This window comes from Streptomyces kanamyceticus (genome assembly GCF_008704495.1).
Taxonomy (GTDB): domain Bacteria; phylum Actinomycetota; class Actinomycetes; order Streptomycetales; family Streptomycetaceae; genus Streptomyces; species Streptomyces kanamyceticus.
The window spans coordinates 9,379,524-9,403,552 of the sequence record NZ_CP023699.1; the positions used below are offsets into that span (position 1 = coordinate 9,379,524).

Sequence of the window (24,029 nt, forward strand, 5' to 3'; positions counted from 1 at the left end):
TCTGTAGCCCGTTATCCGGACACCCGTACCTGCGTGACCGCTTCGCTCGCTTGCAGCCGTACTCTGTCTGACCACACGTCGTATGAGTCGAGCGGCGATGCGAAGCCTGAACTTGCGTTACCGAGCGAGAGCTTGTTGCTTTGGGCCACCAGCCGACTCAAACCCGACAGAGCCACGGGACGTACCTGTTGGGTCATTTCAGGCAGGCTCCAGGGGTTGACTCCGACGTACTGCGCGACGGCCTTCACTAGATCGCCCCGTACTGTGTCCCACGCGGTTCCTCCAGTGGCCCGGTATGCCTCGGCCACAGTGTCGGCATGTAGGACATTCCCGCCGTGCCTGTTGAGTGCGTATGCCGCCATGTAGAGCCCACGGTGTGCGCGGTTGCGGCATTGCTCGCCGTCAACGAATCCCGCGCAGTCGCAGCCGATGAGACGCGGCAGTACCGCTGCGGTGATGTGCTCCGGATTGGCGTGGCGGATACGGCCGGGAGTCGAGGACAGCGGCAGCCCAGCCTCCCATGCTTGCTGCCGCCACACCTTGTGTGCTTCCTCGATGGCGGGGGAGTGGCACTGTCCCTGGCCAAGAGAATCCATGTGCGCAGGGCTGGCGTTGCCGAGGCGGCTCACCCCTGCCAGAAACGCCGACAGGAGGCGGGCGCTCTGCCTGTCCTGGAGTCCGAAGCCTTCGGTGAGATCGTCTTGCTGCTCGTCCCGCAGCACCCGGTCCCACAGTTCGAGCATGACGGCGCTGCTGCCGACCAACTCGCAGACAAGCGGATTCCAGGCCGCGCCGCCCCGCTGAACCGAGAGGCCGGAGAGATCAAAAGTCCCCCAACACCACGTATAGGCATGGGTAGTTGGGGTTTCCGTGTTCATGTGTGCCGCCCTCATTCAGCGTGCTACGGTCCAGCCTCATCCCAGCAGACAACTGTGGAGACTGAAGGGCAAAGCGGTGCCACTGTCCGAAACGCAACCATCTCCCAGCGCAGCTGTGCGGCCCCGATGGGACCCCCGGCGAGACGCATGCCTGCCTGCACTGACATCGGCCGGGGAACACGCCCCCGTCTCTCTGGTGCATGCCCTGCACCACGCGGACGAGTTGCTCGCCATCTCAGCGGCGACGCCGGGAGAGACCGTGGCGCTGCTGGAGTACCTGCTGGCCATCTGCTATGCGGCTGACGCCTATCCGGCCACCGTCGAAGACTGGCTGGACTGGATCCATAGGCGGGTCCCCCTTACCGAAGCTGCCAACTGGCTGCAGGAGCGACCTGACGAACACTGGGACCTCTTCCACCCCACTGAACCCCTAGGCCAGAACGCACTCCTTGCCCCCTACTTGAACGAGCATGGTGCAGGCCCCGCCCAACTGGTGATCGAGCACGTAGGCGACTACAACCAATTCTTCGACCACCACCACCTCGAACACCCGACACCGCTTGCCGCAGACGCCGCATTCCGGGCCATGCTCACGCAGCACGCCTACGGCCCCAGCGGCCGTGCCCGCATTTCGGGCAAGAAGACCCTCGGGGACGCTCTCACCAACCTGGCCCTGGGGCGCTTAGCCGGACGAATTCGCGTCATCGCGCTTGGAGAGACCCTCGGCGACACTCTGCGACTCAACCTGGTGCCGACCGAACAAGCGCCCGGTCGCTTCAACCGCACCTGGACAGTGGCCCCCGAGCCCCGCCGCGGATTCGTGACGAAACCACGCGGGCGACAGATCGACGGACCGGCGGACCTGCACACCATCCTCGGACGCTCCATCCTCATGCGCCCTGCAATCACCAGGGAAGGGCAGCCTGCGGTCGACCGTGTCCTCCTTGCCGCCGGCGAATTGCTGGAGCCGCTGCCCCACCACCACATGCAGGACGCGGTCTACGCCACCACGACCAGCGAAGCGGCGAAGCCACTGCGGCCCTCTGCGTCCCGCGCTCTGTGGCGCGAGGCGCACGCTCTCTATGCCGCTGTCGCCGACCGTGATCACGGCCGCGACCTCTATGACCGTCTTGCCAGACTCCCCAGCCTTCGCCTGAATCTCTGGGCCGTCGGACTCCTCGCCAAGCAGACCACAGCCGTCACCTGGGTGTCGGACACCTTCCCTTTCATACCCGGCCGCGAGAGCGAACTGCGGTACGCGGCCAAACGAGGATCCGTGATCGCTGAGTACATCGCCGCGAGTCTGTCGAAAGCCGCTTACGTTGCCTGGACCGTGACGTATCCCAATCCGAAGCCAGCCGACAAGGCGGCTCAGATCGCCCGGTTCGACGCACAGCCGGAGCACTGGGCCCACGCGCAGGAGCCATTCCACGTTCTGCTGGAGGAGACGGCAGCAGCTGAAGACGAGGACCAGGTGCACGAGGCACTCGTGGAATACGCGCACATCGTCGCCGCAGGAGCCAAAGGGTTTCTACGGAACCGCCTTGACTCGCTGCCCGCCAACTCCCGGGGATTCAGAGCCCGGGCGGAAGCCATTCGGTGTCTGGAGAGAGACCTCACCAAGCCTGCAGCCCCAGACGAACTGACGGAGGGCCGAGCATGACCGGCACCACAGATGGGAAAACCGGAACTGCCGCCGGAGTCGAACCCCGCCGCGATCCTACCCCCAGCGAGCATCTGACGGACTGGCTCCTCAGCCTGGTTCGGAGCCGTGACTGGGGCAAGCTGGCCGAACTGCGCCGTCCGAACGTCAGCAAGAACGCGCACATCCAGGCGGGTTGGTTCGATCCCCGGCGTCGCGAAGTCTTCGAGCAGGTCGCCTTCCTTTTCGCGCTCTACCACCAAGGTGCCGCTGAAGCGTCCAAAGGGTACGGGAGCCTGGGTACTGCCACCCGCCGCATCGGCAACAGCATTGGACGTGGGCCCGATGACCCCGGAGCAAGTCGGCTGATGGACCGGATTGTCGCCAGTCGGCGTCCTCCCCTGCGCCATCTCCAGCACGCCATCGTCCGGCTCCGTTCCTGCGGCGAGCCGCCCCCCTCTTGGGCCCGGCTCGCCGACGATCTGGCCCGCTGGAATGACCGCGAGGCGCGTATCGGCTACCGCTGGGCCGTCGACTTCCATGCGCCGCCGAAGACCGCGAAGAGCAAGAAGACCACCGAAACGACCATGACGAAGGGCAACGCGACGTGAGCACCCATCCTGCCGTGACCGGGCACCAGTTCCTCTCTCTCCACCTACTGGAGACACTCGTCGCTGTCCTGCCGGTCCGGGATGAGAACGGCGCTCCCAAGTCCATCGTCTACGGCGGAGCCGAACGCCACATGATCACCAGTCAGGCTCGCCGTCGCGCCGAGCGGGTGCACTCGCGCGACCGGGCCAACGCCCATCAGGGCCCCCTGGCTGGGCACACCATGGGCGTCCGCACCCGGGAGTGGGCGCTCATCACAGCCCGCGCCCTTGAGGCTAGCCATGGTTGGGAGCAAGAGGAGGCCGTCCAGACGGCACGTGCCGTGCTGCAGGCGACCGGCCTGAAGTTCGGCGACCCGGCAAAGAAGACCGTGGCAAACCTGACAAAAGTGCTGCTCTTCGCTCCGTCCGATGCCGGTGAGCGCATCGCCGCACATGTCCACGCCCAACGCGAGACGGTGGGTGCGTGGGCGGCCGAGTACATCCCGCTGGCACAGGCTGCAGCAGCCAAGCCGGCAAGGAACAGCCGAAAGAACAAGAAACAGGAGGAACAGGAGGCGGGCGCGACCCCAGCTGACACCGAGACTGATACGGCAGGCGTGGCGAGCAAGATGCCTCCCCTACCCAAGACGACGCGGGATGCCGTACTGACCGCGCTCGCGCCGCGCGACGCCATTGATATCGCGCTGTACGGTCGCTTCCTGGCCGAGATCGCGGACTCCCCGAACGTTGACGGGGCCATCCAGAGCAGCCATGCATTCACCGTCCACGAAGCCGAGCACACTGACGACTTCTACGCGGCAGCCGACGACGCCAAGCTCGACCGGAAGAGTAACGCTCTGGATTTCCTGGAAGCCGCCGACGACGCAGGCGCCGGTATGACCGGCTACCAGTCGCTCATCTCCGGCACCTTCTATCGCCACGCGGTTCTCGACCGTCGCAAACTGCGGGGCAACCTCCGCGCCGCAGGCATGTCCGACCAGGACACCGAGTCCGCCGCTGTCGCAGCCGAGGCGGAGTTCGTCAGCGCGTTCGTCGACGCCTTCCCGCAGGCCAAGAAGAATTCCACCGCCTCCACTGGGTCGCTGCCCGCCCTTGTCCTCTCCTTCGACGGGGATCGCCCCTTCAACTACGCGGCCGCCTTTCAAAGGCCCATCGACGAAGTTGCCGAAGGAGGCCCCGCCGGGGAGCTCGCTGTACGGCGCCTTCTCGCTCACCACAACTTCGTCCGTCAACGGCGCACCGACATCTCCGCTGGCCGCATCCTCACCTACGACCCCACCATCCACGCGGTCCTCCAAGAGCTCGGGATCAAGGACGTGGACTCCGTCGATGGTCTGACCTCGTGACAGCGCACGTCCTGCTCGTCCGGCTCGCCGCCCCTTTGCAGTCCTGGGGGGTGGTATCCCGCTTCTCCCGCCGCGACACCCACAGTCGCCCGACGAAGTCTGGGGTGATCGGCCTGTGTGCGGCAGCCCTCGGACGCGATCGAGGTGACGATCTCGGCGAACTCGCTGCTATTCGTTTCGGAGTCCGGGCTGACCAGCCCGGCACCCCCGTGCGTGACTACCACACGGTCGGTGCGGGCACTTACCCCCTCCGACCGCGAGACATCATCACCGACCCTCGACGGGCCGCAGCACTCTCCGCGAACCTCGCGAGCGCCGACGAACCATCCTTTGGGCATCATGAACTCGCCCACTGGTACGGAGTCCCGAAGTACATCGTCTCCGACTCCGCATCGGGTGCTCTGGTCTCGGCGGAGCTCGCACGAAAAGCCCTCATCACGGAACGCTGGTACCTCTCGGACGCGGCGTTCGTCGCCGCTCTGCAACACCCGGACCGTGCCTTCCTCGAGAGCATCGCCAGTGCTCTGGAGAGCCCCAAGCGCCTGCTGTGGCTGGGGCGCAAATCCTGTCCCCCATCTGGAACTCTGGCTGGCCCCCTACGCACCGGGACCATCGAAGAAGCTTTCCGGTCGACAGCCCTACTCCCCTTCCAGGGGGGCGAGAAACGCCCGCGAACCCGCCCCTGGGCCTGGATCGAAGCAGCACCAGGCACCGCAGCAGCGACACAAGTGCAGGACCAGCCGGTCACCTTCGACGTGGACCGTCGCGCCCACACCACTCGCTGGGAGACCCGCACTCGCATCGCCATCGCTGAGACTGCCACCAAATGGGACATCATTCCGTGACCACGACCGCCGCCGCAGCCCGCTTCGTCGCCACCCACAGCGTCCTCACCCTCGATGCCCGCCACCCCTACGCAGCCAAGTCCCTCATCGACGCCCATGACATGCACCGCACGGTCATGAGTGGCTTCCGAGGCTGGGCTGAGGACGGCGACGCCGACGCTCGCGCCCAGATGGGCGTGCTTTCCACTTGGTCCGTCGACTTGAAAGCCGGTGCACTCGTCTTGGTCGTCCAGTCCCAGGTTCCAGGGGACTGGACGAATATCCCGCGCTCCGCGCTCACCGACAAGCCGCGCATCATCACGGTCGACCGCACCCTTCGGACCGGAGACACTCTGACCTTTCGCACGGTTGTCAACCCCACCTATAGCCGCCCAACCGGACTGCCTACTGCCGAACGTGGGCGCGGCCGCCGCGCCGCCCACACCCGTCCCGACCACGTCAAGAAGTGGTTCGCCCGCCGTCTCCAACCCGAAAGCCAGTCACGCACCGCCCCTGATGGCGTCGTTCGCATCGGTGCCACCGCAGACCCAGCAAACCTGAACATCCGTATGCTCCCCACGGTGAGCAGCCCTGGCCCTCACCAAGGCCTGCGAATCGCCCGTGCGGAGATCCGCGGCGTGCTCACAGTCACCGACCCCGCAGCCCTAGTCGACGCGATGACTCGGGGTATCGGCCATGCTCGTGCGTACGGCTGCGGCCTCCTACTGACTCGATGAGGGCAGCGACACACGAGCTAGCTCAGGTACGCTCTCCGCTTCCTTCAGCGGAGAGCGTCTGTGCCCTGGCGCACGGAGGTTTTGGGTGACGGTGTCGAGACAGCAGTTCGGGCTGTCCAATACGGGTGAGCATGTTCCCAACACAAAGTCGATGACGTTGAGCGGACTGTCCTGCTGCCTGAACGCGTGGGATGGGTAACAAGCCGTTGGAGAACAACATCGACGGTTCCCCGCGTATGCGGGGATGGGCAACCGGCTCCGCGGTTCTCGGAAGGGATCGGCTGCTCCCGGCGCACGCAGTGATGGACCCGAGCTGGCCGACGAGGTCCTGAAGTCGGGCCGCTGCTCCTCGTGCCCGTGGGGATGGACCCGAGGCCGACCTGGACCGTGCGCTCTTCGGCCCTTGCTCCCCGCACCCGCGGGGACGTTCCCTAGCCCTCCTCCATCTTGAGCTGCTCCAGGCGCTGCTCCCCGTATCCGGGGGATGTTCCCGCTTGCGGGAAGCGGATGCCGCTGCGCCGCGTCTGCTCCCAACACCCGTGGGGATGGACCCGCGCTCGCCGTCGACACCGTCCCGAAGCTTCGCTGCTCCCCCCCCCGCACCCGTGGGGATGGACCCGTTCTGAAGTGGAGCGGCGGCAACCCGACCAACTGCTCTCCGCGCTCGCGGGGATGGACCCACGACGGGAGCCGCAGCGGGCGGCATCGGAGCCTGCTCCCCGCACCCGCGGGGATGGCTCCTGCACCGGGATGTGCAGGAGGAACCCGAAGGCCTGCTCCCCGTACCCGGGGGGGGATGGCCCCAAGGGGGTGGGACTGCTGCTCCAGGCGCTCATCTGCTCCCCGCGTACGCGGGGATGACCCCCCGCTCGCTGACGCGGTGTTTCGTGCGAAACGCTGCTCCCCGCGCACGCAGGGATGACCCCACAACGCGAAGCTCGCCCAAATCCGGATGCGCTGCTCCCCGCACCCGCGGGGATGGACCCGACGAGGCGGCCATGCAGGTCATTCACATGCCCTGCTCCCCGCGCACGCGGGCATGACGCCGAGAAGGAGACCCACCATGACCGAGATCCAGCCTGCTCCCCTGTATGCGCGGGGGATGACCCCATCTGCCGCCAGGTGATCGACTGGACGTCCCCCTGTTCTCCGCGCATGCAGGGATGACCCCGCCACCGTCGTGGCCCGCGCCGCGCGACCGAACTGCTCCCCGCACCTGCGGGGATGGATCCAAGACGACGATCTCTGATGTAAAGAACGGTGACTGCTCCCCCGCGCACGCGGGGGTGACCCCGAGACCACCGCGACGAGGGCGGTGAGCGCGCACTGCTCCCCGCACTCGCGGGGATGACCCCAACGGTGTCGGCGTGAAGATCCTGCGCCGGGTCTGCTTCCCCGCACAAGCGGGGATGACCTCGCAACATCGAGTTCGGCGCGCACCTATTCCCCGCGCACGCGGGGATGGACCCCCGAACTTCCACCACTTCGCCATGGGTCGGGCCTGCTTCCCGCGCCGCGGGGATGGCCCTGTCACCGGCAGCTCGACGACGCCATGCGCGCACTGCTCCCTGCACCCGCAGGGATGGACCCGCGGTCCCGCCCCGGCTCGCTGCCCACCTGCTCTGCTCCCCATGCCCGGGAGGATGTTCCCGGGCGCCGCTGTCAGGAGCTCGCCGACGCTGACTGCTCCCCGCCCTGCGGGGATGGACCCTGGTGTGCCACCGTGCCGGATGCGACCGTTGGCTGCTCCCCACACCTGCAGGGATGGACCCTCGATGCACGCGGACCCGCGCACCGTGCACAACTGCTTCCCCGCGCCCGCGGGGATGGACCTGACAACATGCGTCCGGTCAAGCCGGACCGCGACTGCTCCCTGCGCCCGCGGGGATGGGCCCGAGGTTCAGCTCGTCCTCGGCTATCAGGGAACTGCTTCCCAGGCGCGGGGGGATGGATCCGGCGGAGCCTGGCCCCATCCGTACACCGGCATCTGCTCCCCGCACACGCGGGGGACAGCCCGCATTCGGATCTGTGTGCGAGTTGCCCTCTGCGCTGCTCCCCGCGCCCACGGGGATGTTCTCGGCTCGGGGAGCTGGTGAAGAAGTCGTACCGGCTGCTCTCCGCGCACGCAGGGATGGACCTCCCATCGGGGCGTGGCTGGTTGATGGGGCGACTGCTCTCCACGCATGCAGGGATGGCCCCGCCCAGGCAGTCTCCACAGACCGGCCCACGGTCTGCTCCCCGCGCCCGCGGGGATGGATCCGCCGTCGCCGGGTACGCAATCGGCAGCGCGTCCTGCTCCCCGCGCACGCGGAGATGGACCCGACCTGGCCAAGGTCGCCAGGGAACTGCTGCTCTGCTCCCCGCACCTGCGGGGATGGACCCTCCAGGCTGTCCGTGGAGAACGCCTCGCCGACCTGCTCCCCGCACCCGCGGGGATGGTCCTTCTCGCGCACTCACGACGAGACCCGGTTGCCCTGCTCCCCGCATACGCGGGGATGGCCCCGACGACAAGCTCTGGAACAACCTGGTGTCCAACTGCTCCCGCGCACGCGGGGATGGACCCGACCTTGAGGACGTGGACGGCCCGGCGCTGGCCTGCTCCCCGCGCCCGGGAGCGCAACTGCTCCCCGTGTACGCGGGGATGGCCCCAAGACCGGGGAGGACTTTGCCGGGGGCCGCAACTACTCCCCGCGCCCGCGGGGATGGACCCGGCACACGAGCACGACGGGATGCGGGGCCGGGCTGCTCCCCGCGCCCGCGGGATGGACCCGCGGTGCCGTCGAGGTAGGCGGTCACCGTGCGCCGCTCCCCGCGGGTGCGGGGAGCACAAGGGCGAGGCGTTTTCCATGGACAGTCTGGAGGGGGCATCCCCGCAGTTACGGGGAGTCAGGTGCGAAAGTCGCCGTCTCGGATGTCGGTTCGAGGGAGGGGGCGGCAGAGGGTGCACGAGCCTCCGGAACATGAGTCGTTGGATCCACTCGATACGCTGCACTCTGCTCCCCGCGCCCGCGGGGATGGACCCCGGAAGGTCTGGGTGAGCGTGGCGGTCGCGTCCTGCTCCCCGCACCCGCGGGGATGGACCCACCATGCTCGCCGACGAACTCGCCCGATGCCGCTGCTCCCCGTACCCGCGGGGATGGATCCATTGAGGAGAACGTCACCCCCGTTGAGTACCTACGCTCTCCGCGCATGCGGAGATGGATCACAGGCAATGAAGTGCTCTCGCTCTGGAGTTGGCTGCTCCCCGCGCCCGCGTGGATGATCCCGAGCTCGACCTCTCGGTACGCCGCACCCGGGGTTGCTCCCGGCGCACGCGGGGATGGACCCCACGGACACAAGCTGTACGACGTGATCCGTGCATGCTCCCCGTGCCCGCAGGGATGTTCCCAACGACGACACCGAGGGCTTCTCCACGACCCGCTGCTCCCCGCGCCCGCGGGGATGTTCCCGAGGTCAACTGGTGGGACGAGCGGACCGACAACTGTTCCCCGCACCTGCGGGGGATGTTCCCTGTTCCAACGGCTGCTGAAGAACTCCCGCAAGCCGCTCCCCGCGCCCTCAGGGGTGGACCCGACCTCGCCCGCACCCTTGCTACGTGGGTCGGCTGCCCGCACACACGGGGATGGAGAAGTCGTCATCGCCTGGGCCGCGTACACAGGTGCATGGTGAGCAGAAGGTCATGATGCGCGGCAGGTGACTTCAGGATTCTCGAAGGTTCGTCGTCGCAACCGGTACGCCGCATCACACTGGCGGCCCCGCAAGTGCCTGCAGTTCATAGTCTCCACTGGCCGTCATTTCGGCTGCCTCCGACAGCGCCCCGGAGGAGAGGGATCCGCTGCCGTCGGTCATTAGCATGGCTCGCTACCGAAGGAGCGGACCGAAGCCGAGATCCGCCGCTTGGTCGTGTACGGGCGGGAGTTCACCGGCCCCGTCCCTGCAAGCTCGTCGGCCTCGCCGCGGTCTTCGGCACGTCCGTCCCTGGGGCCGCCGGGCCGCCTATGGGCGCCAAGAGGGCGCCGACGTTGAGCAGGCCACCGGTGATGCTCCACCAATGAGGACGCGCGCAGCGGCCCTGTCCGAGCGTGCGAGCTCGGATATCAGCTGCGGACGACGCCGTCGGAGTCTGGGAGCATCTCCTTCGCCCTTGTGTGGAACCATTCGATCAAGTGGGTTTCGAAGAGCGTGGCGGCAAAGTCAGCTTCCCAGTCCGCACTTAGACCCGGAATGATGTTCTGACTACGGATGAATCGGACTCCAGGGCGAGCCGCCATCGAGAAGGTTGCAGTAGCCCAGACACCGCCCTCGCGGTGATCGAGGGCCAGTTCATGGAGAGTTCCCTGATCAGCTTCAGTGCTGAGCTGACTCCGCAAGTTCTCCTCGGCGGCTCTGAGGAACTGGGCGGCCCAAGCGTCTGCGCTGATTCCACCCCGTGGCACATGTTCCATTGGAGGCATCCTCGGTTTCCATCATTCCCTGAAGGCAGTGATGATGCCGATCGGTCGACCATCATCGGAACGGCTGTCTACGCGTTCAGTGAAGACTACCCGGAACCATTTACCCGTCACCATCTGATACCTGACAGTGACCTTCCTGTTGACGTCTGGCCTGCTGTACTTCCCGTCATCCAGGGCATCATCGATCCATCCGTACAACGAGGTGTCCGGCTCGGGGTGGCTGGCTTGTATGTGCTTGTACCCGAAATTAGAGTCGCCTACCCGGAGGGGTAAATCTTCGCCGTTCTTCCCGAAAAATGTCGTCTTGACTTTCCATTTTCCGGACGGTGCTTGCACTGAAGATGCGGAGAGATCGGCTCCAGGCTGGCCTGCATAGGCGGCCGTCGGCCCACCTAGACCAATTAATAGGAGTAGTGCCGTGGCGCTCATGAATGCCTGTCGTGCAATGCGCATCGTTCACCCCTTGTTGAGTGGAGATCTGTGTTCACTAGCGAAACAAGTTCACCCGGTTAAGTCGAGGTCACATCGATACACAGTTACCGCGGCGGGTAGGTGGATGGGGCTGGCGCAAAAAATGCATGGAACTGACGGCAGTTTCGGCGCGCGCAGGTCAAATGTTCATCCGAACCTTAAGTTCCGAATGAGAGATCTCTCGGTGATGGGGTGTTGGCCAGATTCAGTACTTAGAGCTCGTAACACGATCATGCGAGCCAGCCCCGGTAGTCGTGTCGTGGTGGAGCAGGGGAGCGTGGCCCTGGATCGTGGGCGAAGGCCTGTGTGGGGAAGCGGAACTGGGTGAGCGTTGTGTGGGCGGCGACGTCGCCGAGATCGGGACTGTTCGATCCGGTTGAGCGCCGCACCGAGGTGGAGGATCTGTCGGATCGTTTCGGCGACCTGCGTTCCTGTGGCCGGGGATACCTCGAGGTTCGGTCGCCGATCAGGGAGTTCCCGGTGCTGACCCTGGCCTTTCGAGATAATCACGCGGTTGTTCACCTGATGAGTGACACCGAGCGGATGTCTCTGCTCGTAGGAGACGGCACGGCACCCTCGGGTGCCGAGGTCGAGGTCCCGATCATGGACGATCTCACTGTGTTCACGGGGGACTTTGTCCTGGACATCGATCGGGCGTGGGACCTGGTGCACGACTTCACGCAGACGTGGGTGGCCGGCGCTATGAGCTCGTAACAGGATCTTGCTGACCGGTCCTGGCAGGGCGTGACCGATGCGATGATCCGGCCGTTCGTGTCGTGTGACGACTCGGCCGTGGATCGTGGACGACGACTTGTGGGCGCGGATCGAACCGCTGCTGCCGTCCTGGCCGGAGCGGTCTCCGGGTCCGAAACCTGTGGAGGACCGGCTGTGCCTGCAGGGCATCCTCTACGTCCTGCACCAGGACATCGCCTGGCAACTCCTGCCCCTGGAGCTGGGGTTCGGGCCAGGGCAGACCTGCTGGCGGCGCCTGGCCCGCTGGCAGCAGGCTGGGGTCTTCGAGCAACTGCATCGTCTCCTGCTCGCCGAGCTGAACGCGGCCGGCGAACTCGACTGGTCCCGCGCGTGCGTGGACGGCTCCCACATCCGCGCGAAAAAGGGGGTGCCGCGACCGGTCCGTCACCGGTCGACCGGCGGAAGACGGGCAGCAAACACCACTTGATCTGCGACGGCAAGGGAACTCCGCTGCACGTCATCACGACCGCCGCCAACGTCAACGACATCACCCAGACCCTGAACCTCATCGACGGCATCCCGCCCGTCGCCGGACGGCCCGGCCGACCGCGACGCCGGCCCGAGTGCGTCCTGGGCGACAAGGCGTACGACTCCCGGGCTGTGCGCCGGGAGCTGCGGCGCCGCCGGATCATGCCGGTGATCTCCCGCAAGGGCGCCCCGAACATCAAGGGCCTGGGCAAACTCCGCTACGTCGTCGAGCAGACCTTCGCCCTGCTCCACCAGTTCAAGCGCCTGGCCATCCGATGGGAACGACGCCTCGAACTCCACGATGCCTTCGTCTCATTGGCCTGCGGTCTGATCTGCTGGAGGCGCCTGAAGAAACACCGACAATGATCGTGTCACGAGCTTTTGGCTACAACTCACACCACTCATCCATAGCGCCGGCCACCCACGTCTGCGTGAAGTCGTGCACCAGGTCCCACGCCCGATCGATGTCCAGGACAAAGTCCCCCGTGAACACAGTGAGATCGTCCATGATCGGGACCTCGACCTCGGCACCCGAGGGTGCCGTGCCGTCTCCTACGAGCAGAGACATCCGCTCGGTGTCACTCATCAGGTGAACAACCGCGTGATTATCTCGAAAGGCCAGGGTCAGCACCGGGAACTCCCTGATCGGCGACCGAACCTCGAGGTATCCCCGGCCACAGGAACGCAGGTCGCCGAAACGATCCGACAGATCCTCCACCTCGGTGCGGCGCTCAACCGGATCGAACAGTCCCGATCTCGGCGACGTCGCCGCCCACACAACGCTCACCCAGTTCCGCTTCCCCACACAGGCCTTCGCCCACGATCCAGGGCCACGCTCCCCTGCTCCACCACGACACGACTACCGGGGCTGGCTCGCATGATCGTGTTACGAGCTCATAGGAAACGAAGTTCTCGATCTGGCAAATCCCTCTCGGCGCCCGGGTCTTCGGAGTGCGGTCCGGGTGGCGCAGATCGTAGGGCTGCACCTGAAGGCCGCTAACTCGCTTCGTCGGGGTAGCGAATTGCTTCAGCAGCACTTGGGAAACGAGGTGCTGGTGAGTCACGTGTTCGCTTGCCTCAGAGGCGAGTTCGGCGACTCTGGCCAGGTCGTCGCGTCCTGACCCGGTGCTGTTGATGTCCACAGAGGTCATAGTCCCAGGCCGTGTCCTCACTGCGCACCAGAGATTCTTCCTCCTGGAGGATCGGAAGGGTCCTCATGATCTTCTTCTGAGCACCGGGATCGGTACCCCGACCAACCCGTCCCGGCTCGGTGACAGGCCAGGTTCCGCGTGGCCGCGATGGGGACCGCAATGCCGCTTGCGGAATGTTGGGATCTGTTGGCGGCGATTCGTGATCCCCTCCTACAGTGTGGAGTGAACTGTCTGCCAACTCAAATTATCCCTCTATGAGTTGGCGGATTCCGACCTCGGGGCGAGGAGGCGGTTCATGGCAGAGCTCATGGAGAAGCTGCGGTCAAGGGCATCGGCGTCGCGTGCTCAGGTGGAAGAACTGCGAATGCAGATTGCCGCGTTGCAGGAGAGGCTCGCCGAGGAGGAAGACCGGCTGTCGCGATGGGCGGTGGCAGAGGAAGCTCTGAACGAATTGCTGGCCGAGGACGAGGCTCCGGGCAGTGTGGACGTTACCCCGACGGCGCCCAGCGGCCAGGCGTCAGTGGCTGCGGCTGTGGTGGAGCGAGTGGTGGTGTCAGCTCCGGTGACGCGGGCGGACGGCAAGGTTCTGGGTGAGGCGAATGAGGATGTCGTGCTCGCGTTGGCATCGGCGGGACGGCCGCTACGGGCCAAGCCGATCTGCGAGGCCGTCGGTTGGGATCTGGATCACCGCCGGGTGGAGAGGATGCGGGTGAAGCTGAAGCGGCTGGTCAAGCAGGGCTGGCTGATCGAAGGAGAGGTGGGACTGTTCGCGATCGCGCCCGGGGTCGGGGATCCTCCCGATGTGGGCGGGCGCGTGAATGGCACCGCGGTCGCAGACGCGTGAGGCGGCGCCGTCGGGATGGCCATCCCGACGGCGCCTGGGTTGCGAGAGCGCCCTGGTGAGATATCGGACAGGCTCACGCGTCCTTGACGATAGTGCTGTTGCAGCGTGTTGGGTTCGCTGAGCCGTAACTAGGCTCTGGCCTGCAGTTATTGCAGTCTGTGGGCTGGGAGGGCTTTGGCGGCATGTCTGCACCGTTACCGGCGCGCAAGCGGCGGCCACAGCGGGGTGTTCAAGCCCGCCTCGAGCCGGGCGATGGTGGCGACATCGGGCCAGGTTCGGCCATCGAGGACGTCGCCGATGGTCTGACGGTTGATACCCAGCAGGTCGGCGGCGCCGCGCCTGCTCAGGCCGCGTTCAGCCAGCGCAGCGGCCAGGCAGCGGGCGATGGTCTGGACGACTGCTGCGGCGATGTCGTCGACGACCGCGTCGGGCCAGGCTTCCGGATCGTGGGCGCACTCCCTGGGCGCGCGGGAGCGCGCGTTCCCTCCGACCATGCTTCCACGCTCCTGTTCGTCGAGGTCGTACGCGACTTGGGTGGCAGGTTGAACTGCCGGTATTCGTGGTCCATGGCAATCGACTCTGCGGCGTCTTCGGTGATCGGCGCGTATTCTCCGCGCGAGCCGCCGCCCGTCTGGGACGAGGTCGCTCCGCTGGTGAAGGCCGTGGTGACCGCGACGATCGAGCGGGTCCCCTACGCGGTCGAGGACCTGTTGCACGTCGTTGCACGCTTGGCGATCTGGGCGGAAGGGCGAGGGGTTGACCGGGAGCCGTCGGCCTGGTTGCGCACCGAGACGATCGATGGGTTCGTCCTCACAGGCTGCGCGGGCCTGGCACCGGGGACGTTGAGGACCTATCGCACATGGCTGCGACGCGTCCGAGACGTGCTGATCTGGGATGAGGGCGGCGAGAGCGAAGGGATCCACCTGTCGGCCCCGCCTGCGCCGGCACCGCCCTACGAACCGGACGAGCTTGTCCAGCTCCGTTCCTGGGCCCAGCGGCTGCGGCCGCGGGCCAGGTCGGATGCGCTGGCTCTGCTCGCGCTCGGCGACGGCCTGGGGTTGGCTCCCGGGGAGGTCGCCCGTCTGCGCGGCAGTCACCTCCGCCGCACCCGTTCGGGGGCCTGCGTGCTGGGTTCCGAAGTTTTCGGGCGGCTGCTGGTGGCCCGCGCGCAGTGGGAGGACGACCTCGCCGAGCTGGCCCGAGGAGCCGGAGACGATTTCCTGTTCCGTCCCGGCCACCAGGACCCTCCGCCGGACAACCTCGTCGCCGCGTGGACCTGGCAGCATCGGCCCGACGATCCGTTGCCTCGGCTGAACGCCCGGCGTCTGCGGGCGTCTTGGATCGTGTCGCTGATGCGGCGCCGGATCGATCCCGGAGTGATCGCGGCCGCTGCCGGGCTTGCCTCGACCGCCTCGCTCGCGCGTTACCAGCATTTCGTGGCCCCGCCCAGCGTGAGGGAGACGGCCCGGCTGTTGCGAGGTAACAAGTGAGGGCTCCGCCGCCCGGGCACCCGGCCGCCGCCGGGCGCGGCCGTCCACGGCCGGTGAGTGACGCACCCGCGCGCATCCCCGACTCCAAGGTGTTCCAGTTGGCCGCGCTGCTTGATCGCTCCGGCGTCCTCGCCTTGATTGACCGGGAATTGGCCGACCGGCCGGGCCCTGCGGGTCTGCCTGCGCGGACGGTGCTCACCGGTCTGCTGCTGGCGATCCACTACACCGGGAAGGCCACCTTGGCCGAGGCCTGGCGCATCCTCACCTTCTGCCTGTCGGACACTGCCCGGCACCGGATGGGCATCCGGGCAGAGGAGACCCTCAGCCCCACACGTCAACTGGCGCTGTCGCGCCGGATCTACCGGGCTTTCGACCGCATCACAACAGTGCTCGACCCGGCCCGCGCTGACCGGCGCCGCCGCCTTCCTCTCGACGAGGCCGCCCGCCTCGCAGCCGCCTGGGAGGACGACGATCCCGAGCACATCCGCAAAAAGGCGGTGCAGCAGCAGATCTGCACCGCCCTGGTCACCACCACCATCCACATCGCCCGGCGCTGCGGGGCCCTGAGGCACTGGCAGGGCGATGTCGGGATCGACGCGACCGCCCTGGCCTCCTGGCACAAACACGCGGACGAGCAGCACTGCCTGGCTTCCGTAGACCTGACCGCGGGCTGGCATTACAGCGGCGGATCGGGCACGGGCACCTTCGGCCTGAGCGGGCATCTCGCACTCGCAGCCCAGGCCCGTCCCGCCCGGGGACGGATCGCGCACATCGTGCTCGGCTTGGCGGTCGACCACCCCGGCCGCCGCACCGGGAGAAACGCGGTCACCTTGCTGACACCGCTGGCCGAACTCGGCCTGCCCGCCGGAATGCTGGCGGTCGACCGCCTCTACACCGATGCCCGCCCCGAGTCCTTCGCTCTGCCCGTCCGCGCGCTGGGCTATCGCCTCGTCCTGGACTACAAAAAGGACCAGCGCGGCCCCCAGGGCGACCATCCCTTCCGCGGCTCCGTCATGATCGACGGCACCCTCACCTGCCCGCTCATCCCACCCGCCCTGGCCAACGCCACCCGCCGTCTGACCGACCGCGCCGCCCGCCGCCCGGACGAGACCACCCAGACGCAGATCAACAACCGGAAGCCGTACTTCCTCCACCTCAAGCAGGGCCCGGACCACACTGGAACGATCCGGCTCGCCTGCCCAGCCGCCGGCACCTCGCCCACCGTCAACTGCCCCCGCCGACCGTCGCCCCGCACACCCCCACAGACCGTCGATCTGACCGACCCGCGGCAGCGCAGCACCCATCCAGCGGCCCGGCCCACCGTGACCGCCCCGGACATCCTCAAGGGCAAGATGCCGGATATCTGCTACCAGCAGTCGATCTCCCTGCACCCCGGCGACCTCGGCACGATCGAGAAGTTCCGCCAGGACCTGCCCTACCTCACCGACACCTGGCGCGGGGCCTTCCCTGTGATCCGAGCCCAGAACGAGGGAATCAACGGGATCCTCAAAGGCCACCGCATCGACATCTCCGAACCGAAGAACCGGCTCGCCCACGGCCGCGTCGCCCAGACCTTGCTGACCGCCCTCATGGTCACCATCGCGAACCTGATGATCCTGGACGTCTACTGCCAGACCACGCGCGGCGAGCACCTGTCCGCCACCGCCTACACCGACATCTCCACACCCGAGCCCGACCAGCCCGGACCCCATCCGACCGGGCGTCCCCCACCCCGACCCTCGTGATGATCCGGAAGTGAACAGCCACACCAACCGCCGCCACGAGACGTTCCCGGTCCCGCAGCCACACCACCGCGCGCTCCGCCGCATCGGCCACCGCCGGAAGGCACCTCCGAGACCCCGGAACCGCCACTCAGCCCCGGTCGGGCCTCAAAAGACCTCCGAAAACTGCAAGATCCCGCCCAATCGACTCGATCGGACGGGATCTCGGGAAGCCACCTTGAGCGAACTCAAGAACTTCCCCTACCAACTCACCGCCGACACTTACACCAGTCTGCTGCCGCAGTTCGAGCAGGCTGCCGCCAACGCCCCCGTCGACCTAGTACCGCGCCGCAACGGTGTTGAGAAGCCTGCCGACCCACAACCCCCTGCAGCCGAAGCAGACTTCACACAGCCCCCAGCCTCAGCCCATGAGGACCCAATGGCGCAGCAAGAGACGTCCCCCGCCACCGCCACCGAGGCAACAGTGGATTGGCATCTACACACGGTGCGCACCAGCCCTCAAGAGGCGGCGCAGGACGCCGCCTGAGCGCGTTGTCCCCCACTCGTCCCCTGCCCGCGAAGATGGCCCCTCGGAGATCACTCCGAGGGGTCTTTTGCGCACTATTTTCCCAGTTCAGAGATGGTGTGCCGCACAGCACTTGAACCAGTGCCACCCTCTTCATCGACGAGGGGTTCGGCAGCCTCGACGACCAGACGCTCGACGAGGTCCTGGACGTCCTGGACTCGCTGCGCGAACGGGACCGCAGCGTCGGCATCGTCAGCCACGTCGCGGACCTGCGGCGCCGCGTGCACGCGCAGCTTGAGGTCGTGAAGGGCCGCGCGGGATCGGCCGTGCGGCAGCGGGGCGGGAGCTGATCAGCGGCCGAGCGGGCGCCGCGGCAGGGGAGAGGAGTAGACGACGCTCGTCGTCACCGAGCCGAGTGCGCCGATCTTTCCCGAGACCTCTTCGAGGTGCTGCATCGAGCGCGCGGTGACCTTGATGACGAAGCAGTCGTCGCCCGTGACGTGGTGCGCCTCGAGGATCTCGGGGGTCGCCTCGACCAGGTCGTGGAACGGCTTGTAGTTGCCGTTGGGGTAGCGCAGCCGCACGAAGGCCAGGATGGGCAGGCCGAGCCGCTCCGGATCGATCACGGCCGCGTACCCCTGGATCACACCCGCCTCCTCCAGGCGCCGCACGCGCTCGGTGACGGCGCTCGGGGACATCGAGACGGCGCGCGCCAACTCCGCGTAGCTGGCGCGGCCCTCGCGTTGGAGGACGTCGAGGATGCGCCAGTCGGTGGCGTCCGTGGAATAACCGGTCATGCCGGAGAGGTAACAGGGAAATCCCCGGCCGTACAAGGGGGATGCCGGGGAACGGTCCCGCTCGTCCGCATTTCGCCCGGCGTGATGTGTGTCGCCGTGCCGCCCCCGCGCGGTGAGAGCGCGGGGGCGGCACGCGGTCCTGTCGGACGCGTGCGCCCGGTCAGACGCCCGCGACGCTCTGGATCCAGGAGCGGTACGCCGTCACGTTGCCGTACGCGGTCGTGGACTGGCGGTCACTGGTGGAGGCGACGCCGACCTGCGCGCCGCCCGCCATCATGGGTCCGCCCGAGTCGCCGCCCGCGGTGATGCCGTCGCCGCGCCGGGCGCAGATGGCGCTGCCGCCGTAGGCGTCCGTGCAGCCGCCGGTCACCACGACGTTGGCGACCTTCAGGCGCTGGGACTGGCAGTTGATCTCCGGGCTGCACTGGGAGGTCGCCCCCCAGCCGTACACCTGCACGGTCTGGCCCACCTGGACCGATCCCGGATTGCCCAGTCGCGCGTAGGTGCCCGGCACGGAACGGTCGAGCTGGACGAGGGAGAGGTCCGCGGTCGAGTGGCTCTGGACGCGGATGCCGTTGGCCACCGTGCCGCCGGACGTCTGGTCGAGGCTGCCGATGCGGAACGAGAGGCCGCCGCCGCTGACACAGTGCTTCGCGGTGAGGATCCAGGTCGGGGCGATGATCGTGGCGCTACAGGTCTGCCGGCCGTTGGAGAAGAGCCTGGCCGCCCAGGGGGCGTTGCTGGCGTAGCCGCCACCGATGATCGGACGGGGCGCGTCGACGGTTGCCGCGGGTGGCGTCTGCGTGTTCGCCGCGCTCTGGGCCGCGGCGGTGGGGGCCCCGAGGCCGAGTACGGCGAGCGCGGTGGCTGCGAGTGCGGGGGCGAGTCTGGGTATTCGCACGTTCGTCTCCATTGTGTGGGGATGGAACTGTGTGGGGGTGGAACGTCCTTGGGTGAGGACAGGGCCGCATAGGTGTGGCGCATAGGTATGCGGCCCCTGGGCGCACGCGCGGAAGGCGGGTGTGTTCTGTCGCGTGCATGCCATCTCTGGCTGGGGTGAATCTGACAGAGGGGGCGCCGGCGGCGCAAGAGGTCTGCGCGTGCCCGAAACTCGTCGTTCCGGATGGCGGGCGGGCGCGCCGCGGGGGTGCTGGTGCGGCGCGAGACGGCATGCGGTGGCGGCCTCCGGCAGGGCGGAACCACCGTGTGGGCTTGCGGATCGCCGTATGGTCAAGCAGTTCAGGTCTGGACCATTCTCGGCGGAAGCGGTGCTCTCCTGGCAACGTTCTTTCGCGACAAACCTGTTGGCCCTCGGGCGCCCGCTCCCGCACTCGGGGAGGGCCCGAAGGGGCCGTGCGGGCGCCTAAGCGGCGGCCCGCCGTGCATCAGCTATGAAGAGGTGGTGACTTACCGGGGAATCCACTGCGGCATCATCGGGATGCCGGGGATCGTCCCTTCAGGGTTCCGGCCGCCGACCGTAGATTCTTCGCCATGAACAACACGAACACGCAGCTCAGCACTGCTTTTTCCGTCGCCCCCGGCGTCGCCAACTCCGTGCTGCGGGTGCCCCCGGCGTCCCCGGCCGCCGCTGCGGCGTACTTCGGCGCGAGCCTCGCCTTCCACGCCGATGTCTCCGATGTGGCGTCCGCGCTCGCCGCCGGTGGCGACCCGGGCTTCGTCGTGATCGACACCCGGTCCACCGCGTCCTGGGACCAGGGTCACGTCCCCGGCGCCCTCCACCTGCCCACCGCGCTCATCCCCGAGCAGGCGCACGCGTTGCTCGACCCTGCGGTGCCGGTGGTCACCTACTGCTGGGGCCCCGGATGCAACGGCGCGACCCGCGCGGCGCTCGCCCTGGCGCAACTCGGCTTCCAGGTCAAGGAGATGCTCGGCGGCTTCGAGTACTGGGCGCGCGAGGGTTTCGAGTTCGAGACGTGGGAGGGCCGCGAGCAGCGCACGCCCGACGCGCTCACGGCGCCGGTCGACGCCGAGGACTGCGGCTGCTGACGCGCCGCGGCGCACGTATGCAGGTCTGCACCCGCGAAAATCTCCGTGCGATGTGTTGTCGACGCGCGCATCATGATCTGCCATGCCCCATCTTCCGCACCCCACGGCCGACCAACTCCGCCGCGATCCGCTGCCGTTGCGCGGCCGCACCGCACTCGTCACCGGTGCCAGCAGGCGCGGCGGCATCGGGTACGCCGTCGCACGGCGGCTCGCCGCGTACGGCGCCGGTGTCTATCTGCACCACCATGTTCCGCACGATGCCGCGATGCCCTGGGGGACCGACCGCCCCGAGGACGTCGTCGAGGGCGTGCGTGAGGTGCTCGGAGATCCGGCGGCGCCGCTCCACGCGGGGCCCGGTGATCTGACGGAGGCCGACGCCCCGGCCCGGCTGATCGAGACCGCCGCCGACGCGCTCGGCGGGCGGCTCGACATCCTCGTCGCCAACCACGCGCTGAGCGGCCGTGACGGCTCGCTCGACGCCATCGACGCCGCCATGCTCGACGCGCACTGGGCAGTGGACGCCCGCTCCGTGATCCTGCTCGTCCAGGCGTACGCCAGGCGGCGCGCGAAGCTCCCGTCCCGCATGCCCGGCGGGCGGATCATGATGATGACGTCGGGGCAGGACATCGCGGGCGGCATGCCGGACGAGATCGCCTACAGCCTGCAGAAGGGCGCGCTCGCCTCGGCGACCCGCACCCTCGCGACCACGCTCGCCGATCTCGCCGTCACGGTCAATTGCGTCAACCCCGGCCCCGTGGACACGGATTACCTCACCGGTGACGACTACGCGGCGGTCGAGGCGCGCTTCCCCGCGGGCCGCTGGGGGATGCCGGACGATCCGGCCCGGCTCATCTCCTGGCTCGCCACCGACGAGGCCGCCTGGATCAGCGGACAGGTCATCGACTCGGAGGGCGGCTTCCGCCGTTGACGTCCCTCGCCGGGCGGGCGAGGGACGTCAACGCGGCGCTCACCGTAGGGACGCCAACGCGGCGCTCACAGTGCGGACAGCTCGTCCACCAGGTCGTCAAGGCCCAGTGAGCCCTGCGAGAGCGCGGCCATGTGCCAGGCCTTGGCGTCGAACGCGTCGCCGTGCCGCCGCCGGGCGTTCTCGCGCCCGAGCAGCCAGGCCCGCTCGCCCAGCTTGTAGCCGATGGCCTGCCCGGGGATGGTCAGATAGCGCGTCATCTCGCTCTCCACGTACTCCGTGGGACGGCTGCAGTGCGCGTCGTAGAACTCCTGGGCGAGATCGGGGGTCCAGCGCTCGCCCGGGTGGAAGGGCGAGTCCGCGGGGATGTCCAGTTCGAGGTGCATGCCGATGTCGACGATGACGCGCAGCGCGCGCGTCATCTGCGCGTCCAGGTAGCCGAGCCTGCGCTCCGGGTCCCCGAGGAAGCCGAGCTCGTCCATCAGCCGCTCCGCGTACAGCGCCCAGCCCTCCGCGTTGGCGCTGACGATGCCCACGGTCGCCTGGTAGCGGGAGAGGTCCGCGGCGACGTGCGCCCACTGGGCGAGCTGCAGGTGATGTCCTGGCACGCCCTCGTGGTACCAGGTGGAGACGAGGTCGTAGACGGGGAAGCGGGTCTCGCCCATGGTCGGCAGCCAGGTGCGGCCGGGGCGTGAGAAGTCCTCGGAGGGGCCCGTGTAGTAGGGCGCGGCCGCACCGCCCGGCGGGGCGATGCGCGACTCCACCGTCCGCACCCGCTCGGCGAGTTCGAAGTGCGTGCCGTCCAGCTCGCGGATCGCCTCGTCCATCAGTTCCTGGAGCCAGACCCTGGTCTCCTCGACGCCCTCGATGTGCGTCCCGTGCTCGTCCAGGTGCGCGAGCGCCACCCAGGGGGTCGCCGCGCCGGGCAGGATCTTCTCGGCCTCGGACCGCATCTCGCCGAGCAGCCGGTGGAACTCCGCCCAGCCGTACGCGTACGCCTCGTCGAAGTCCAGGTCTGCGCCGTTGCACTCGCGGGACAGGCGGGCGTAGCGCTCGCGGCCCACGATGTCGGAGGAGCCCTCGACAGCGGGGGCGTACACGTCCCGCATCCAGTCGCGCAGCGCCACGACCGCCGCGGTGGCGCCCCGCGCGGCCGCGTCGAGCTCCGCGCGCAGCGCGTCGGGTCCGGTGGCCGCGAAGTCCTCGAACCAGCCGCGGCCGTCCGCGCCGCCGGGACCCGCCCACTGCGTGAGCTGGCCGATGAAGGTGCCGGTGGGCCGGGGGCCCGCGAACAGCTTGCGTTCCAGGCCGAGTTCGAGCGAGGCGCGGTACCCCTCGTACGCGGCGGGCACGGCCCGCAGCCGGTCGGTGACCGCCGCCCAGTCCTCCTCGGTGTCCGTGGGCGTCACGGTGAAGATCTCCCGCACCTGGTGCGGCACGGTGTGCAGATTGCCGACGGCCCGCAGCCCTTCGTCGGCCTCGTGCACGGCGAGCTGCGCGGTGAGCCGCTCGCGCAGCAGCCGCCCGCACCGGCGCTCGATCTCGCTCTCGGCGCCCGGCCCGCGCTCCGCCTCGTCGAGCCGCGCCAGGGTCGTCCGCGCGAGCCGCGCCAGCGCCTCCTGGCCCTCGGGAGAGGTGTCGGGCAGCCTGCGATGGCTCTCCTTGACGCCGAGGAAGGTGCCGGTGATCGGGTCGAGCGCGATGAGTTCGTCGACGTAGGCGTCGGCGACGTCGCGGGGGAGCGGGGCGGTGTTCGCCTGCGGGTTCTTCGTGGCTGACATGCGGACATCCTCGTACGGCGAAGGGGTGTGCGTCACCATGATTGGTCGGAGGAATCACGGGCGCCGACGGCTTCGGCGGTCGGTGGAAGCAGCGGGCCGCACGCCCACTGCTGGAAGATCAACCGGGTCTCCACGCGGGCCACTTCGGGCCGCGCGGTGAACTCGTCGAGGACGAGCCGCTGCAGATCGGCCGGGTCGGCCACCGCCACGTGCACGAGGAAGTCCTCGGGACCCGTGAGGTGGAACAGCGAGAGCGCCTCGGGCAGCGCTCTGATCCGGTCCACGAAGGGCCCCACGAGATCGCGGCGGTGCGGGCGCACCTGCACCGAGAGCAGTGCTTCCAGGCCGCGCCCGAGCTTCGCGGGGTCGAGCCGCAGCTGATGTCCGAGAATCACCCCCGAGCGCCGCAGCCGCGTCACACGATCCAGACACGTGGACGCCGCGACGCCGACCTGCGCGGCGAGATCCCGGTAGGTGGTCCGGGCGTCGTTCTGCAACAGCCGCAGGATGTGGAGATCCACCGGGTCGAGTGCGACAGATTCGGCCATCGGCCGAACGTAGCACGGTACCTGGCCCTCAGGACCCGACCGATGTTCAGGCTGT

Annotated in this window: 21 protein-coding genes and 1 pseudogene; 14 read left to right on the forward strand and 8 right to left on the reverse strand. The window is 68.1% G+C overall.

Translation table 11 applies throughout. The features are described from left to right. Positions 1–11 precede the first annotated feature (11 nt). Positions 12–878, reverse strand: coding sequence for an HD domain-containing protein (locus CP970_RS40540; protein ID WP_055553062.1), 867 nt, complete (start codon positions 876–878; stop codon positions 12–14). A gap of 196 nt (positions 879–1,074) precedes the next feature. Here CP970_RS40540 and CP970_RS40545 point away from each other — a divergent pair, with 196 nt between their 5' ends. From CP970_RS40545 to cas6e, 5 genes are read left to right on the forward strand one after another with little or no spacing between them, the layout of a single operon-like run. Then, positions 1,075–2,541 carry a type I-E CRISPR-associated protein Cse1/CasA gene (locus CP970_RS40545; RefSeq protein WP_398656664.1) on the forward strand — a complete coding sequence of 489 codons (1,467 nt, stop codon included), beginning with the start codon at positions 1,075–1,077 and terminating at the stop codon, positions 2,539–2,541. Further along, positions 2,538–3,131 carry a type I-E CRISPR-associated protein Cse2/CasB gene (gene casB, locus CP970_RS40550; RefSeq protein ID WP_079043857.1) on the forward strand — a complete coding sequence of 198 codons (594 nt, stop codon included), beginning with the start codon at positions 2,538–2,540 and terminating at the stop codon, positions 3,129–3,131. Before CP970_RS40545 ends, casB begins: the two co-directional genes overlap by 4 nt. Next, a complete protein-coding gene (locus CP970_RS40555; protein ID WP_055553061.1) occupies positions 3,128–4,477 on the forward strand; it encodes a type I-E CRISPR-associated protein Cas7/Cse4/CasC in 1,350 nt (449 codons plus the stop codon). Before casB ends, CP970_RS40555 begins: the two co-directional genes overlap by 4 nt. Then, a complete protein-coding gene (gene cas5e / locus CP970_RS40560) occupies positions 4,474–5,322 on the forward strand; it encodes a type I-E CRISPR-associated protein Cas5/CasD (protein WP_055553060.1) in 849 nt (282 codons plus the stop codon). Before CP970_RS40555 ends, cas5e begins: the two co-directional genes overlap by 4 nt. Continuing rightward, positions 5,319–6,038 (forward strand): type I-E CRISPR-associated protein Cas6/Cse3/CasE, encoded by a 720-nt coding sequence (gene cas6e, locus CP970_RS40565; protein WP_224058982.1) that lies wholly within the window; start codon positions 5,319–5,321, stop codon positions 6,036–6,038. The genes cas5e and cas6e overlap by 4 nt, the downstream gene beginning before the upstream one ends. 4,466 nt (positions 6,039–10,504) lie before the next feature. Here cas6e and CP970_RS40570 read toward each other — a convergent pair. Then, complete coding sequence (locus CP970_RS40570) at positions 10,505–10,945, reverse strand: hypothetical protein (protein ID WP_150494600.1); 441 nt, start codon at positions 10,943–10,945, stop codon at positions 10,505–10,507. Positions 10,946–11,287: 342 nt separating this feature from the next. On the opposite strand from CP970_RS40570, the gene CP970_RS40575 reads away from it, so the two are divergent. After that, the gene (locus tag CP970_RS40575; RefSeq protein ID WP_191095012.1) at positions 11,288–11,677 is read left to right on the forward strand and encodes a hypothetical protein; all 390 of its coding nucleotides are present in this window, start codon (positions 11,288–11,290) and stop codon (positions 11,675–11,677) included. Between the two features lie 64 nt (positions 11,678–11,741). Then, positions 11,742–12,550, forward strand: a protein-coding gene (locus tag CP970_RS40580; RefSeq protein WP_224058984.1) for an IS5 family transposase whose coding sequence is annotated in 2 segments (ribosomal slippage) — positions 11,742–12,059 and positions 12,062–12,550 — 807 coding nt in all. Because the reading frame shifts where the segments join, the coding sequence is not laid out codon by codon here. Positions 12,551–12,569: 19 nt separating this feature from the next. Here the strand turns inward: CP970_RS40580 and CP970_RS40585 are convergent. Continuing rightward, the gene (locus tag CP970_RS40585; RefSeq protein WP_055549683.1) at positions 12,570–12,971 is read right to left on the reverse strand and encodes a hypothetical protein; all 402 of its coding nucleotides are present in this window, start codon (positions 12,969–12,971) and stop codon (positions 12,570–12,572) included. Between the two features lie 659 nt (positions 12,972–13,630). Between CP970_RS40585 and CP970_RS40590 the strand changes: the two genes are divergently transcribed. Next, positions 13,631–14,179 (forward strand): hypothetical protein, encoded by a 549-nt coding sequence (locus CP970_RS40590; protein ID WP_150494602.1) that lies wholly within the window; start codon positions 13,631–13,633, stop codon positions 14,177–14,179. Positions 14,180–14,373: 194 nt separating this feature from the next. Here the strand turns inward: CP970_RS40590 and CP970_RS40595 are convergent, their stop codons facing one another. Next, positions 14,374–14,673: a helix-turn-helix transcriptional regulator gene (locus CP970_RS40595; protein WP_055549437.1), complete on the reverse strand. Its 300-nt coding sequence runs from the start codon at positions 14,671–14,673 to the stop codon at positions 14,374–14,376. Between the two features lie 72 nt (positions 14,674–14,745). Here CP970_RS40595 and CP970_RS40600 point away from each other — a divergent pair, with 72 nt between their 5' ends. The 4 genes and pseudogenes from CP970_RS40600 to CP970_RS46090 form a co-directional block, all read left to right on the forward strand. Then, the gene (locus CP970_RS40600) at positions 14,746–15,669 is read left to right on the forward strand and encodes a hypothetical protein (protein ID WP_055549439.1); all 924 of its coding nucleotides are present in this window, start codon (positions 14,746–14,748) and stop codon (positions 15,667–15,669) included. Between the two features lie 53 nt (positions 15,670–15,722). Further along, the gene (locus CP970_RS40605) at positions 15,723–17,414 is read left to right on the forward strand and encodes a hypothetical protein (RefSeq protein WP_150494604.1); all 1,692 of its coding nucleotides are present in this window, start codon (positions 15,723–15,725) and stop codon (positions 17,412–17,414) included. A gap of 214 nt (positions 17,415–17,628) precedes the next feature. Continuing rightward, complete coding sequence (locus CP970_RS40610; RefSeq protein WP_150494606.1) at positions 17,629–17,937, forward strand: hypothetical protein; 309 nt, start codon at positions 17,629–17,631, stop codon at positions 17,935–17,937. 125 nt (positions 17,938–18,062) lie between these two features. Beyond that, positions 18,063–18,266, forward strand: a pseudogene (locus CP970_RS46090) (SbcC/MukB-like Walker B domain-containing protein); the annotation flags it as partial. On the opposite strand, the gene CP970_RS40620 reads toward CP970_RS46090, so the two are convergent. Together CP970_RS40620 and CP970_RS40625 are read right to left on the reverse strand one after the other, a co-directional pair. Beyond that, the gene (locus CP970_RS40620; RefSeq protein WP_055544448.1) at positions 18,267–18,713 is read right to left on the reverse strand and encodes an Lrp/AsnC family transcriptional regulator; all 447 of its coding nucleotides are present in this window, start codon (positions 18,711–18,713) and stop codon (positions 18,267–18,269) included. Positions 18,714–18,873: 160 nt separating this feature from the next. Further along, complete coding sequence (locus CP970_RS40625; RefSeq protein ID WP_055544495.1) at positions 18,874–19,614, reverse strand: S1 family peptidase; 741 nt, start codon at positions 19,612–19,614, stop codon at positions 18,874–18,876. A 590-nt stretch (positions 19,615–20,204) separates the two neighbouring features. Between CP970_RS40625 and CP970_RS40630 the strand changes: the two genes are divergently transcribed. Both CP970_RS40630 and CP970_RS40635 read left to right on the forward strand, forming a co-directional pair. Next, positions 20,205–20,720 (forward strand): rhodanese-like domain-containing protein, encoded by a 516-nt coding sequence (locus CP970_RS40630; protein WP_055544447.1) that lies wholly within the window; start codon positions 20,205–20,207, stop codon positions 20,718–20,720. Positions 20,721–20,802: 82 nt separating this feature from the next. Further along, positions 20,803–21,648: an SDR family oxidoreductase gene (locus CP970_RS40635; RefSeq protein WP_055544446.1), complete on the forward strand. Its 846-nt coding sequence runs from the start codon at positions 20,803–20,805 to the stop codon at positions 21,646–21,648. Between the two features lie 65 nt (positions 21,649–21,713). On the opposite strand, the gene CP970_RS40640 is transcribed toward CP970_RS40635, so the two are convergent. Continuing rightward, positions 21,714–23,426: a DUF885 domain-containing protein gene (locus tag CP970_RS40640; RefSeq protein WP_055544445.1), complete on the reverse strand. Its 1,713-nt coding sequence runs from the start codon at positions 23,424–23,426 to the stop codon at positions 21,714–21,716. Positions 23,427–23,458: 32 nt separating this feature from the next. Next, positions 23,459–23,974, reverse strand: a complete 516-nt coding sequence (locus CP970_RS40645; RefSeq protein ID WP_055544444.1) for an Lrp/AsnC family transcriptional regulator — start codon at positions 23,972–23,974, stop codon at positions 23,459–23,461. Between the last annotated feature and the right edge of the window lie 55 nt (positions 23,975–24,029).

Excerpts from the sequence above, each read along its gene's own strand:
- CP970_RS40540 (WP_055553062.1), bottom strand. The coding sequence starts at position 878 with ATGAACACGGAAACCCCAACTACCCATGCCTATACGTGGTGTTGGGGG.
- casB (WP_079043857.1), top strand. The coding sequence starts at position 2,538 with ATGACCGGCACCACAGATGGGAAAACCGGAACTGCCGCCGGAGTCGAA.
- CP970_RS40570 (WP_150494600.1), bottom strand. The coding sequence starts at position 10,945 with ATGCGCATTGCACGACAGGCATTCATGAGCGCCACGGCACTACTCCTA.
- CP970_RS40590 (WP_150494602.1), top strand. The coding sequence starts at position 13,631 with ATGGCAGAGCTCATGGAGAAGCTGCGGTCAAGGGCATCGGCGTCGCGT.
- CP970_RS40595 (WP_055549437.1), bottom strand. The coding sequence starts at position 14,673 with ATGGTCGGAGGGAACGCGCGCTCCCGCGCGCCCAGGGAGTGCGCCCAC.
- CP970_RS40600 (WP_055549439.1), top strand. The coding sequence starts at position 14,746 with ATGGCAATCGACTCTGCGGCGTCTTCGGTGATCGGCGCGTATTCTCCG.
- CP970_RS40620 (WP_055544448.1), bottom strand. The coding sequence starts at position 18,713 with ATGACCGGTTATTCCACGGACGCCACCGACTGGCGCATCCTCGACGTC.
- CP970_RS40630 (WP_055544447.1), top strand. The coding sequence starts at position 20,205 with ATGAACAACACGAACACGCAGCTCAGCACTGCTTTTTCCGTCGCCCCC.
- CP970_RS40635 (WP_055544446.1), top strand. The coding sequence starts at position 20,803 with ATGCCCCATCTTCCGCACCCCACGGCCGACCAACTCCGCCGCGATCCG.
- CP970_RS40640 (WP_055544445.1), bottom strand. The coding sequence starts at position 23,426 with ATGTCAGCCACGAAGAACCCGCAGGCGAACACCGCCCCGCTCCCCCGC.
- CP970_RS40645 (WP_055544444.1), bottom strand. The coding sequence starts at position 23,974 with ATGGCCGAATCTGTCGCACTCGACCCGGTGGATCTCCACATCCTGCGG.